This is a genomic window from Cohnella kolymensis (genome assembly GCF_000829465.1).
In the GTDB taxonomy this organism is placed as follows: domain Bacteria; phylum Bacillota; class Bacilli; order Paenibacillales; family Paenibacillaceae; genus Cohnella; species Cohnella kolymensis.
This window is the reverse complement of the sequence record NZ_JXAL01000029.1, coordinates 68,179-81,285: the sequence shown is the minus strand read 5'-3', so window position 1 is coordinate 81,285 and position 13,107 is coordinate 68,179. Positions and strand designations below refer to the sequence as shown.

General features: G+C 52.4%; 5 protein-coding genes and 2 pseudogenes. 4 read left to right on the top strand and 3 right to left on the bottom strand.

The features are described 5' to 3' along the window. Window positions 1–174 precede the first annotated feature (174 nt). Both SD71_RS19125 and SD71_RS25200 read left to right on the top strand, forming a co-directional pair. Window positions 175–1,923, top strand: a complete 1,749-nt coding sequence (locus tag SD71_RS19125; RefSeq protein ID WP_235427247.1) for a transglycosylase domain-containing protein — start codon at window positions 175–177, stop codon at window positions 1,921–1,923. A gap of 86 nt (window positions 1,924–2,009) precedes the next feature. After that, window positions 2,010–2,225 (top strand): hypothetical protein, encoded by a 216-nt coding sequence (locus SD71_RS25200; protein WP_235427246.1) that lies wholly within the window; start codon window positions 2,010–2,012, stop codon window positions 2,223–2,225. 57 nt (window positions 2,226–2,282) lie between these two features. On the opposite strand, the pseudogene SD71_RS19120 reads toward SD71_RS25200, so the two are convergent. Then, window positions 2,283–2,785 (bottom strand): annotated as a pseudogene (locus tag SD71_RS19120) (YwhD family protein). Window positions 2,786–2,970: 185 nt separating this feature from the next. On the opposite strand from SD71_RS19120, the pseudogene SD71_RS19115 reads away from it, so the two are divergent. Beyond that, window positions 2,971–5,105 (top strand): annotated as a pseudogene (locus tag SD71_RS19115) (HelD family protein). A 40-nt stretch (window positions 5,106–5,145) separates the two neighbouring features. Here SD71_RS19115 and SD71_RS23290 read toward each other — a convergent pair. Next, on the bottom strand, window positions 5,146–11,514 hold the full coding sequence (locus SD71_RS23290) for a pullulanase (RefSeq protein ID WP_082034362.1): 6,369 nt from the start codon (window positions 11,512–11,514) through the stop codon (window positions 5,146–5,148). Between the two features lie 484 nt (window positions 11,515–11,998). Further along, window positions 11,999–12,271, bottom strand: a complete 273-nt coding sequence (locus SD71_RS24265) for a hypothetical protein (RefSeq protein ID WP_165418326.1) — start codon at window positions 12,269–12,271, stop codon at window positions 11,999–12,001. A gap of 11 nt (window positions 12,272–12,282) precedes the next feature. Between SD71_RS24265 and SD71_RS25195 the strand changes: the two genes are divergently transcribed. Further along, a complete protein-coding gene (locus tag SD71_RS25195; RefSeq protein WP_235427245.1) occupies window positions 12,283–13,101 on the top strand; it encodes a gluzincin family metallopeptidase in 819 nt (272 codons plus the stop codon). The last annotated feature ends 6 nt before the right edge of the window (window positions 13,102–13,107 follow it).

Genomic DNA, 13,107 nt, shown 5'->3' with positions numbered 1-13,107 from the left:
CATGAGATCCCTACTTTCCATCGTGATTGATTCCACCGCTATATTGTACCAAACATGAAGCATTATATAAAATCTGCGTGGAATAGCGGCCGGATACCTTTTCCATACTAAGAGGAGTAACCATTCTCTTCCACATCAGGCGTATCGCTTTAAGAGCAGGAAAGGGGCATCCTCATGTATCATTCGAAAAATAACAAAGACAAACGATTGCGCCTGCTATGGACTGAAGTGCGGCGCCAGCTAGGCTGGTTAACGCTGGCCGTCCTTCTACTCGCTGCCGGAGCAGGCTTCGTGCTGCTGAAATTCAGAGATCTGCCCGCCGATTCCGCCATGCAGGCCACCCGAATAATCGATGCCGACGGCAATACGATTGCGTCCTTGCAGGGCGGGGTGAACCGCCGTTTCGTGAAGCTGTCCGACATTTCCCCATGGCTCATCAAAGCGACACTTGCAGTGGAAGACCGCCGATTCTACGAGCATGCCGGCGTGGATTGGCGCGGTCTCATCCGGGCGGCTTGGGTGGACGTGCGGCATCTGTCCAGGCAGCAAGGAGCAAGCACGCTCACGCAGCAGCTTGCCCGGAATCTCTATTTGTCTCATGAACGGACATGGTCACGTAAGCTGAAAGAAGCATGGTACGCAGCGAGGTTGGAACAAACCTACACGAAGGACGAAATATTGGAGCTCTATTTGAACGAAATTTATTATGGGCACGGTGCCTATGGCGCGGAGGCCGCCTCCCGACTTTACTTCAATAAACCGGCCAAGCAGCTGTCCATTGCCGAGAGCGCCTTGCTGGCAGGCATTCCCAAAGGACCCCGGTATTACTCGCCGCACTTGAGCACTCAAGGGGCGCGAGACCGCCAGCGCCAGGTCGTTCATGCATTATTCGAAACAGGCCAAATCTCGAAGCAGCAGGCGGCGAAAGCGGCGGTTAAGCAGCTGAACATTCAACCGCTGCCTGAAGAACCGGACCGCCCGGCACCTTATTTCACGGATTATATTACAAAAATTGCGGTTGAACGGTTAGGCATTGAAGATCGGCTGATCAACGAAGGCGGCCTGAGCATCTACACCACGCTCGACATGAACATGCAGAAGCAGGCCGAAGCTGCCGTCAAGAAAGGGCTCGTCGGCGCCAGCGGCGAGCTGCAGACGGCACTGGTGTCCCTCGACCCCCGCACCGGTCATATCAAAGCGATGGTCGGGGGGCGAAGCTATCGGCAGAACCAGTTCAATCGCGTGTTTGCGAATACCCGTCAGCCAGGTTCGTCCTTTAAGCCGATCCTGTATGCCGCCGCTTTGGAGCAGCGCACGGTGACCCCCGCAACAAAGTACCTCAGCGAACCGACGCTGTTTTATTTTGATAACAACCGCCAGTTCTATCGTCCAAGCAACTACAACGACCGGTACTTTCATGAGAATATCGGCTTGCGCCAAGCGATCGCCTCATCGGACAACATCTATGCCGTCAATACGATCATGCAGGTAGGCCCGGAAGAAGTGATCTCCATGGCCCGAAAGCTCGGCGTCAAGTCATCGCTCAAGGCTGTCCCCTCGCTTGCGCTTGGAACTTTTCCGGTGAGCCCTATGGAGATGGCATCCGCTTTCGCCGTGTTTGCCAATGAAGGACGAAAAATAGAGCCGATCGCGATTATGCGTATTGAAGACCGCCAAGGCAAAGTCCTCTACGAGGCGCACCCACGCGAGGAACCCGTAGTTACTCCCGCGTTGGCGTATGTAACCACCCATCTGTTGGAAAGTGTATTCGACCGGGGCGGCACCGCTCATCGAGTCTCTTCTCTGCTCAAGCGTCCGGTTGCAGGCAAGACGGGCACCACGCCTCGGACGGTTGGTTTGTCGGTTACACACCGGAACTCGCGACCGCGGTTTGGGTCGGGTATGACCGCGGGAGAGCGATAAACTCAAGTGAAGCACATCGGGCGGCACCGATATTCGCGGAGTTTACGGAAGCGGCGCTTGAAGGAATTCCTCCGCATGAATTTCCTATGGCGGACGGCGTCGTTAATGTTTACATCGATCCGACAACCGACCTGCTGGCCGCACCAGGCTGTCCGAATCCCGTTCTCGAAACGTTCCTTGCCGGAACCGAGCCCGTCGACATATGCAATGTGCATGGAGGTGTCCCGGAGGAGGAGGAGCATCAGTCCGATTCCAAAGACCGCTCCTGGTGGCACCAGCTGCGCAATTGGTGGGGCGTGTAGCAAATAAAAAGGGTTGTTCCCGGTGTCCGAAGGACAAGGAAACAACCCTATTCATATTTAAGCCAATAAATCTTTAAGCGCCTGAGGGGAGCGATCCCACCACTCCGCGTTGTTCTCGGTCAGCAGTTTCCGCAGTGCGGCTTTCTCTTCGGCTCCGATATTATCCAGCATGTATTTTCGCTTCAACGAGGCATCCAGCCGGTTCACATGTTCGGCGAGGATCTTCCAGCCCCTTCTGGCTTCCTCATCGATCAGCATCTCGCATGAAGCTGCGCCGGCATAATAGCTGCCTTCCTCGTTGCGGTCGACAGCAACCCACACGATCCAGGCAGGACGCCGTTCGGCACATCTTCTTTGTTCGGAGAAAATTTGATACCCTTCTCAATCTTACTCTTGGCGTGCATGGCTCCAACATCGATGTAAGCTTCTCCCCGGTCGATGATCACGCAGGAAACCTGGCTCAAATCGATTGTTCCGGCGCCGAAACCTTTATGCTCTTTATTACTTACGACGTTAAGGGACAGCTTCTTTTTTTCGACCGGCTTATCTTGGTTTTCCATATGGTGTTTAGCCTCCAACTAAGGGGATATAAATGAAAAAACCGGATTCGATCCCCTACATAGAGATCTTGCCCGCTTCTTCTATCGTGCATAATGACAGGAACGTATGTTCTGTATTTTTTGGGTAACCCTATACTCAACATCATATCAAAACCGAAAACATAAGTCTATTGTTTTGTTGGAAAATGCTTCACAATAGGGGAAGTCATCATTTTCCCGAGGAGGCGACGACGTTGGATACACAGCCCGATCCTTTTGAAGAAGAGAAAATACGGCTGGGACATACCCTGAGCGAAATTGAGCGGCAGCGCTCCGAAATCGGACCTGTCTATTATGGCCAAGATTACGTGGAACAGCTGCTGGAGGCGAAACGCGAGGAAACGCGGCAGAGGCTTGCTCTGCTGGGCGCAGAACCGTATTTCGGGCGGCTTGATTTCCAGGAGGAAGGCAAGCCGGAGCCGGTTCCTATGTATATCGGTAAACGCGGCCTTGACCGCAAAGATACGGGACAGCCATATATTATTGATTGGCGGGCGCGGTGGCCAGTCTCTTCTATACTTTTACCGGCGGTGAAGATCCCGTCTCTTATGAAGCGCCGGATGGTACCATTCAGGGCGATATATTCCGTAAGCGAAATCTATCGATCCGGGACAAAACGCTGGAACGTGTTGTAGACAGCTACGAGCGCGGCGGCGACAACTTCGGTGTGAGCGATGAGTTTCTGCTGTATCGGCTGGGGGAAAAGAAAGACAACCGGCTGCGCGACATCGTGTCGACCATTCAAGCCGAGCAGGATCGCATCATACGCGCCCCGCGCAGCAAAGCTCTTATCATTCAAGGGGCTGCAGGATCCGGTAAAACGACCGTTGCGCTGCATCGGCTCGCCTTCCTTCTCTACCAATACCGTGAGCAGGTTCGTGCGGAACGAATGATTATTTTCGCGCCCAATACGATGTTTCTGGATTATATTTCAGGCGTGCTGCCCGAGCTTGGAGTCGGCAATGTGCGTCAGACGACGTTCGCTGATTGGGCGCTGGAGCTGCTTGGCGAACATATCAAGCTGCAGGACAGTTCAGCGGAAGGAAAGCTGTGGTTTTCGCTCGAGGGGCAACGGCCTGAAATCGAAGAAAATACGCCCGGTAGATTCAAAGGGTCTCTTGCATTTAAACAATGGCTGGACGAACAGCTTCGGATATATGAGAAAACGTTCTTGCGGGATGAGCCGTTCGAAGCGTGGGACGGCCGTGTATTGCCCGGCAGAATGATCAGGGAGTGGTTTGAAGTGGAGTACCGGCATTACCCGCTGGCTCTCCGCAGAGAACGGCTCGCGGCAAGAATCAACCGGTGGCTGGAGATGCAGCTGACAGGAATAGGTGATCCGAAGATTCGCAAAGAGAAAAGCAAGACAGGCAAGCAGCGCCTTCGCTCCTTTATGAACAAGCTGCCCAGCACGGAAGCTCTGTCTTTCTACAAATCTATATTTGCCGCAGATCGTGAACATGCCATTCCGAAGCCCGTTGCGGATGCTTCGCAAAGCTATCTCAAGAAGGGGATCGTGATGGCGGAAGACCTGGGCCCTCTGGTCTGGATCCATTACAGATTTAACGGAGCCCAAAACCAGTCCTTCGACCACGTTGTAGTAGATGAAGCGCAGGACGTCTCACCCTTCCAAATCGCTTTGCTTCGGGAGTTCATGAATGAGCCTTCTTTTACGATTCTCGGAGACTTGGCTCAAGGGATTCACGCCTATCGGGGAATTGAGCGATGGCAGGAACTGTCGGCTGTATTCACGGCAGAGCAAAGCTCCTATCACGTTCTTCAGCAAAGCTATCGTTCTACACTTGAGATCATCGAATTCGCCAACCGCATCCTGCCCTTTACCGATACGGGACTGCCGGCCGCACAACCTGTATTTCGGAGTGGAGAACCGGTCGAGATTACTTCGTTCACAGCTAAGGACGAGCAGAACTCCCGGATTGCGGCATTCATTCACGGCAACCGGCAGCGGGGAATGCGGACAATCGCAATAATAGGCCGCACCGAGCCGGAGTGCATACAGCTTCACGAGCAGCTGCTGCAATCAGGGATCGAGGCGAACCTTATTTCGGCGGGACAGCGGCAGTACCGCGGCGGTGTTACCGTCGTGCCGGTCTATTTGTCCAAAGGACTGGAATTTGACGCGGTGCTGCTTGCAAATGTCAATAAACAGCGTTACTCGCTCAATCCGCAAGACGCTAAGCTGCTGTATGTAGGCTGCACGCGGGCGCTGCATCGCTTGACGTTGCTTGTAAGCGGAGACGATTGTCCTCTCATCCAATAGCTGAAGTAAAGGCACTCCCGGATGCCGGGAGTGCCTTTGTTTATTTTCCTTTGCCAAGTTGGCTGAGAATTACCGTACCGCCTTCGTTCATACCGGGAACAGCCACCGTGATCTGTTCATTCTGCTTTACAATGTACACCTTACCGCTGTATTGATCTTTGACGCGCGCACCCGGTGTGAAAGGTACTGCAATCGTCACTGATTTGCTGTCCGGCTTAACGTTAATAACAGTCACCACGTCTTGGTTACCGTAATGCTTGTTAAAAGCCATGAAGCCTTCTGCATCCGAACCGCCAAGCTTTGTTCGAACGCCTTTGGAGAATACCTTGGAAAACTTGGCACGGATGTTCAGCAGCTTCTCGTAATGATCATGAAGGGCTCTCTCCGCCCGCAGCTGATCCCACGGCATATCCCCGCGGTTTTCGCTGAATTCTCCTGCCCCCATGTTACCTGCATTTCTGCCCGACCGCCCTAACTCCTCACCGTAATAGATGACCGGCTGGCCTTTGGCTGTAATTTGCAGGCTTGCCGCGACCTTAAGCTTACCCTTATCCCCATTCACGTAGTGAGACAGGAACCCGTTCTCGTCATGGCTGCTCAGGAAATGCGCCATCGTGCTTGTGTTATCGAGCTTCGCTTCACGATCTGAGAGATAAGCGTCAACCGCATCTATGCTGCCGTTAGCGAAATCTCTGGCTTTGTCTTTGAAGCCGAAGTCCAGAAGACCGTCCATTTGACCGCTGCGCAATGTGCCGCCGTTATTGTCCGCGGTCGCTCCGAAGAATTCGCCGACCATTTTGAACGCTGGATTGATCGCGGTCAACGCATTCTTGAACGCCTTCCATGTTGTGCTGTCCACATGCTTGACGGTATCCACACGGAAATAGTCGATCGTGTCGCCGCGTTTCGTTCTGGCTCGCTCCAGCCAGCCTGTTTGCCAAGCGATAATTTTCTCGCGTACGGCAGCTTCCTCCGTTTTGAAATCAGGTAACTCTGCCAGTTCCCCTTTGATCGGATTCGTGTCGGCGCTCACCCCATCCGTTCTCAGCATGCCGGAGAACCGGTCTTTATCAGCCTGGGTTATGCCTGGCCGGTTGTCATCCGGCTTCAATCCGTACCCGGTATGATTCAGCACGACATCCACCATGATTTTGATGCCTTTGTCATGGGCTTTCTCAATCAGCTTTTGGAAAGTCTTCATGTCTCCCAAGTGCTCATCAAGCTTTGAAAAGTCTTTCGCCCAGTAGCCGTGATATCCGTATTGCTTCCCGCCGAAATCCACACCCTTGTTGAAATCGATGTTATCGACGATTGGAGTGATCCAAAGCGTATTGATGCCCAATTTCTCAAGATACTCCAGCCTGTCGATCAGCCCTTGGAAGTCACCGCCATGATAGGCTTCCAGGTGGCTTTTATCCACTCCTTCGTTATTTTTCTTGTCACCATCCGAAAAACGGTCGGTCAGCAGGAAGTAAATGCGCGCTTCATCCCAGTCAAAATCGCGGCTGTCCGCATTCGTTCTCGCTTTAACGGTTACAGACGCGGTGTGTGTATGTCTGTTGCCGAACTGGTCAACCAGTGTCACCGGGACATTCTTCATTCCGGCTCCAATCGTATCCTTGACCGAGATCGACTGGGCCATCAGTTCGGTGTCGAAATTGACTTTGGCGGGGCCGCCTAACTCAGTCAGGTCCATATAACCTTCCTTGTAAGTGACATTCTCAGGTGTAGATGCGCTTACACTAAGTACCGCACTTTCATTACTCGATATGGCTGCCGGATTAACGCTCGTCTCGATGGTTACGGCCGGTTTATGGAAGACCACAACCGATTTACCGTCGACCGTGTTTTTCGGATCGAGTATCTCCTCGGTTACGCCGTCTCTCGACACAATAAAGCTGTATTCATAAGTTCCATTCTCCGCATTCTCGAGCGTATAGGTATACCACTCTTTGGCGGAGTCATAGATCATTTCATGCTCCACACCGGCCACTTTCACCTTGGCACTGCTGATCGCGCTCATTTGTCCGCTTCGGAACAGCGCATCGTCGCGGTACAGGAATGTAATGTTCCCGTCGTCAAGCACAGGTCCCTCGATGCTCGGCAATATCTCTAGCTCTCTGACCATGCTGGTCACGTTAACCTTGGTGAACATTTCTCCATGTGTCAGCGGAATCATCCGATCGTCCGGGATATCCTGCTTAGCCGTGTCCCAATTGGTCCCTTTCCGCAGAACAAATCCCATATTCGTCGCATCCGGCGCAATCTCGATCATCACGCTGGCTATGCCATTCTCGAACGATTGGAAATCAATCTGGTCGTTCCTGACTCCCGTGTTCCATACCCAAAGGTTCCAATCGGTATAATCCTTATCCGGACGGATGTAATTGAATTGGATGAAGCGCTTTTCGGTGATCACCGTTACCGTAATGCTCGCTGTTTTCCCCTCAAAGGTGACGGTAAGAGTCGCTGTTCCGGCGCCCGCGGCTCGGACCAAACCGCCTGCTGTTACAGCGGCCACTTCAGGCCGGTCGGTGGTATAGACAGCCTGACCGGTTACCGTTCTCCTGCTGCCGTCGCTGTATTTGGCGAATACCTGCGTTTGGTGAGTGCCGCCCGGCTGCAGCGTGTAGGCGCTGCTGTCCAGTTCAATCGCGGTGAGTTCCGGCGCGGCAGCCTCCGTTTTAATAACGACAGCCGTCAAAGGCTCGAGAGTAATCGAAGCCGGCGTAAGCTCGAATCCTGATTTAGCCGAAACTTCCGCAATCCCTGCTTCGTCGTTATCCGCCAACACCGTGCCAGCGGTTAAATCCTCAGCGAGACTCAGCTTTCTTGCTGCATTGTCCGCATTAATAAATACATAATAATTGCCGGTTCCATCTGTGGCTCTGTTTTTATAACCGATGACCAGATCGTTAGCCCCGATTTCCGGCGCGGATAGCAGCGTAACATTCGAGTTTACCAGTTCTTTGTCGCCGAGTCTGAATGCGTCCGTCGACTTTCTCAACTTCATCAGGCCCACCGTGTATTCTTTCGTTACATGGTTGACCGGAAACCGGACGGCATCGGTTGCTTTCTCCCAGTCAAACTTGTTGACCGCATCCGAGGAATCGTAAGAATCATGAATGAAATAACCGAACGGATTGCCGGCCGCGTCTTTGAATTGCGTGTATTTCTGCTCCGGTACCCCGTCCGCCAACCACTGTTTGGTACGGCCGTATTCTTGACCGGCATGCAGGAACGCCGTCCCTTGGGACGTCAAGATCAGGGTGTTGCCCAGACGGACCCGCTTGTGGATCTCAAGGTCGTTCTCCGGCACGGAAGGATCTTTCTTGATGGTCTGAGCGATAACATCGTACAGCGTCAAATTATCGTGCGCTTCGATGTACTGCACCATGTCCCCCGGATCGTCATCAGGTGTATTGCCCGGCTGCGCTTTGACGTTATCCAAGATCGTCTGGATACTCCGGGCGCCGCCCGTAATAAATCTCGGTTCGCCTTCAGAGCCGAAGCCGGACTTCAATTCATTCCTGATCTCATCGGAGAACACACCCACATTGTCCGTATTATCCATCCAGTCTTGGTCGGCGCCTTTGCCCGCGAGAGAAGGATCTGCGATTCCGCCTTTAAAGGTCCTCCAACCCTCACCGATGAATAACGCGTTCGGATTGATAGCTGCCGCGGCATCGTAGGCCTTCTGCACGGAGTCGTTCGTTGCGTCTCCCATCATGTCCCAACGCATGCCGTCAATTTTGTACTCGTCGAACCAATATTTTACCGAGTCGATCATGAGCTTTTCCGCCATCTTGTGGCTTGTCGCCAGGTTGTTCCCGAAATCCCCGAGGAAATTGCCGTTCGCATCCTGGAACGCATAATAGTTAGGCACGATATCATTCAACAAATCCGCTTTCGCCATATGGGTATAGACAACATCGAGAACAACGCCCATCCCGGCTTCATGAACGGCATCGATCAGGCCCTTCAGCTCTTTGATCCTCAGTTCAGCATCTGCAGGATTAAGAGAGTATGCGCCGTCAGGTGAAAAATAGCTGTGAGGGTCGTACCCCCAATTGTATTCATTGCCTTGCGCGGAGTAGTCACTCTCTCTGGTTCCCATCTGTGTCTCGTCGCCGTAATACCAAGCCATTACGGGCAGCAGCTGCACATGAGTCACGCCGAGAGATTTGATATAGTCGAGCTTTTCTTTAAAGGCATCGTAAGAGCCCCATCTCGCATCCAACTCGCCCTCGATCGAGGGATCCGATGTGAAATCGCGTATGTGGGCTTCCCAAATAATCGCATCTTCTCTTTTGTGATACCCTTCGATATCGGCAAATCCGAAGCCGGCCGGATCGGTGCCGCTCAGATCGACGATTGCCGCCTTGCCTACCGTGTCTCCGGCTGCTCCCGGCTGCCCCGCCGTGTTAACGGTAAATGCCGCCATGGATTTGGCATAGGGATCGAGCACCTTTTTGACCGCACCGTTATTCGTCACTTCGTATTGATAGTAATAGCCTTCAAGGTCTGTAACACCGGCTTCCGCGGAGGACAGAGATGCCGACCACACACCCGAGTCTCCTTTAACCAAATCGATGCTCTTAACTAAAAGGGTAGAGTCTGCCTTATCGTAGATATTGGCGACCACATTGCTTGAGGTTGGCGCCCAAAGTTTAAAGGTGACGCTGCCTGCATTGTATACGGCTCCGAGGTCATTACCCTGGTATTGATACAATTCGTCCAGCATTCGCCAGCCTGTGGCCGCCGATACGGTTCTGCCGGCATACGTAACACTTAACGGGACATTGTCCAAATTAACGGCGGCTATGACCTCTGCCGTTGTCGGACCCGTGATTAACACACTATCGATGCTGACCGCAGCCCCGTTCTTGTCCGTGATCTTGATCGCATCTTTCAACGCTATCGGGTCGAGGCCGGCTGTCATTGTAAAGTTAAGCAGAATTTTGCTTGCGGACAACACTTCTGCAGAAACAATCCCTGTCGGCACCTCTCCATACGGAGAGACATAGACGGTGTTATCCCCTTGCTTGATCCATAGTCGATTGTAACGATCCAGCAGATTAAAAGCTTTATCGCCGCCATCTTTCTCACCGGTGGTCCGATTCACGACCAGGAAGCCTATTTTTTGGGCCGCGGCTTTCAGCGGAATATCCAAATAAGCCCCGTAGCGATCCACTTGCTCCGCGCTGAAAGGGACGGCATCCGAAGGCCAAACAATCGAAGGCGAGGCAGCATCATCCCATACCCATAAGCCCAAGCCGCTGTAATTGTTATCTGTCCGCTCGTAATGAATCCTTACTGTGTTGGCCGGCAAGTCTACAGGTTCATACGGATAGACGACGTCCGACCCTTGTCGGATCCACACTTCATTCACGGCCGGTGAACTCAATGTAAAGGATTTATCTCCACCGTCTTTCTCACCGTTGGTCCGGTTTACGATGAGAAATCCTATGTTCTTGGCGTTATCCTTCAGCGGAATGTCAGCATACACGCCATAGCTGTCTTTCTGCCCGTCCGGGAATGCCGTGGCGCCGGTCGGCCAAGGAGTGGAAGGCACCGCAACATCGTTCCACATCCATAAGCCTAAATGGGTATAATTGCCGTCCGTTCTATTGTAGTGAATACGAAGATGTCCTGCGGGAACAGGACTCGATGAATCCGGAGGTACGGAAAATTGTGCGGTGACGTCATTGTTGCCGGCGTTGTAATAGAATGTCACAGGAACCTTGGCCGGCAGGCTTAACGCGTTATTGGCTGCAGGATAACTGCGGTCCGTGGACCATTCCGTCCCCAGAATAATTTTATATTCATATTTTCCCATAGGGACATTTGCGGTGACCGAATACACATTATCAAAATCAGGATCATACATAAGTGCTTTGGCGTCAGCAGGGGACCAGTCGAGCGCGTCGCCGATCTCCGTTTGCAAATCTCCGACGACACGTGGAAGCTTATCCGCCGATATCGGGTTGTAGTAGGTAGAATCCGCGATTTTTTTGGTATTGTCGTTATAATAGAAAGTTACTGTTGAAGCGGCGTCCAATATGATTTTGATATTTCCGCTGCTCTCGACGCCGGCAGGGTTGGTATAGCTGGCGAAGCCGTAGCTCACATCCCAGTTGCCGTTAAGAGCGACTTTGTATTCGAAACTGCCTGCAGGCAAGCTGCCGGTGAATTTATACAATCCGTCGCCCATGTTGACCATCTCGGTAGCCGTAGAGGACGGGTCCCAATCCGTGCCATTGCCCAGCTCGGTTTGCAAGTCCCCGACCAGCACAACTTTTGTAGGTACAGCGGCGGCACTAAGCCCTGTCATTGCTACGCATGACATAACAAGAGCAAGAATCATGAAGACGGATAACGCTCTCTTGCTTCTGCAACCAAACCTCATCGTAATGAACCTCCTTGAAATTTATGGCTGAAATCCTTGCACTAACATGGTGACACAGCGCACCTGAATCATTTCCGCCTAAACGCCGCGTCGGCATACTCAGGAATCCGTCTGTTCATCTCACCCCCTCATCTGCGCAAACGTTTGCACAAATGCGATAATAAAGGCAAACACTCATAAGCCCTTAGTTTACGCCGATGAATAGCTCATCAAAAGGTATATGAAAGCGTTTGCTAATTGTTGGTTTTTATAATAACGGTATCCGCAACCCCCTGTCAATTATGCCCAAACACGCGTACCTACTCGATTAACAGCGTATTGACAAGAGAATGACAACGTTTGCACAAACACCGGGGAGAACAATGTCGAAGCTGTTCAAATAAAGCAGAATCGGCATGCTAAGTTGCAAATTTTGCGCTCTGAATGGACAAACCTCAGAAATAAATAACCCCGGAATGGAAACATAAAACATTTTCCAATTTCGTTAATCTACTTCCTCCCGCTGCACAGATATAATCTTCGGACAACCAACATATACATGCCGTAGATGCTTGTCAACGGGAGGGTAATCCGTATGCCCCAACGCCGCTTGCTGCGAATGCTTTTGTATATCGCTGCCGCTGCTGTGCTTGTATTCTCCGTTCATTTCGGCTTTGCCGATGCCTGGGTGAATCAATATGCCCTGCCCGCTTCCGCATTGTCCGAACAACCGGCTGCCGCTCCGCCTTCTGCCGTCAAACCAAGGTCGATCCCGCACAGGATGCTCCGATGCAGCCGAAACCCGTCGTGCTCAGCAACCGGGTAACGGAGTATCACATTTCCGTCGTGCTTGGCGACAACGGAACGTTAACCGGGCAGCAAACCGTGACCTGGAAAAATCCGGGCCGCAAATCCGTCACCGATCTGTATTTCCATTTGTATCCGAACGCTTTCTCTCCGGGCAGCACTTTCCTCAAAGAGACGGGCGGACAACTCCGCGGTGACAAAATGAAAAATGGAAGCACCGGCAGTATGCAAATCACCTCGTTAACGACTGAACAGGGTGAAACCCTTCTGCCGCGTATGCGGTATGTGCAGCCGGATGACGGTAACGTGAATGACCGGACGCTTACGACACTCCGTCTTCCGCAGGCGGTCAAGCCCGGCTCGTCCGTTACTCTTCGCATGCATTTTACCGTACAGCTTCCCGATGTATTCGCTCGAATGGGTAAAGCCGGCGACTTCATCATGGCGGGCCAATGGTTTCCTAAGCTTGCCGTCTATGAAACCGTCGGTATGAGAGGCAAAACCTCAGAAGGATGGAACTTGCACCAATATCACGGCAACTCGGAGTTTTACTCGGACTTCGGCATTTATAACGTCAGGATTGATGTTCCTGAGACGTATAAGGTTGCTGCGACCGGCTTTCAGACGAAGACGCCTGCGGTCTCTGAAGGACGCAAAATCTTCCAGTTCTATGCCGACGATGTGCACGATTTCGGATGGTCTGCCTCTCCGCATTTCGAATATTTCGAGAGTTCCTTCTCCGCTGTCGGAGTGCCGGGGGTACGCATCAAGCTGTATTTGGATACACGTCACAAAGACTGAAGGATC

What these genes read in the sequence shown, in the direction of transcription:
- SD71_RS19125 (WP_235427247.1), top strand. Translation starts at nt 175, where the DNA reads ATGTATCATTCGAAAAATAACAAAGACAAACGATTGCGCCTGCTATGG.
- SD71_RS25200 (WP_235427246.1), top strand. Translation starts at nt 2,010, where the DNA reads ATGGCGGACGGCGTCGTTAATGTTTACATCGATCCGACAACCGACCTG.
- SD71_RS23290 (WP_082034362.1), bottom strand. Translation starts at nt 11,514, where the DNA reads ATGAGGTTTGGTTGCAGAAGCAAGAGAGCGTTATCCGTCTTCATGATT.
- SD71_RS25195 (WP_235427245.1), top strand. Translation starts at nt 12,283, where the DNA reads ATGCAGCCGAAACCCGTCGTGCTCAGCAACCGGGTAACGGAGTATCAC.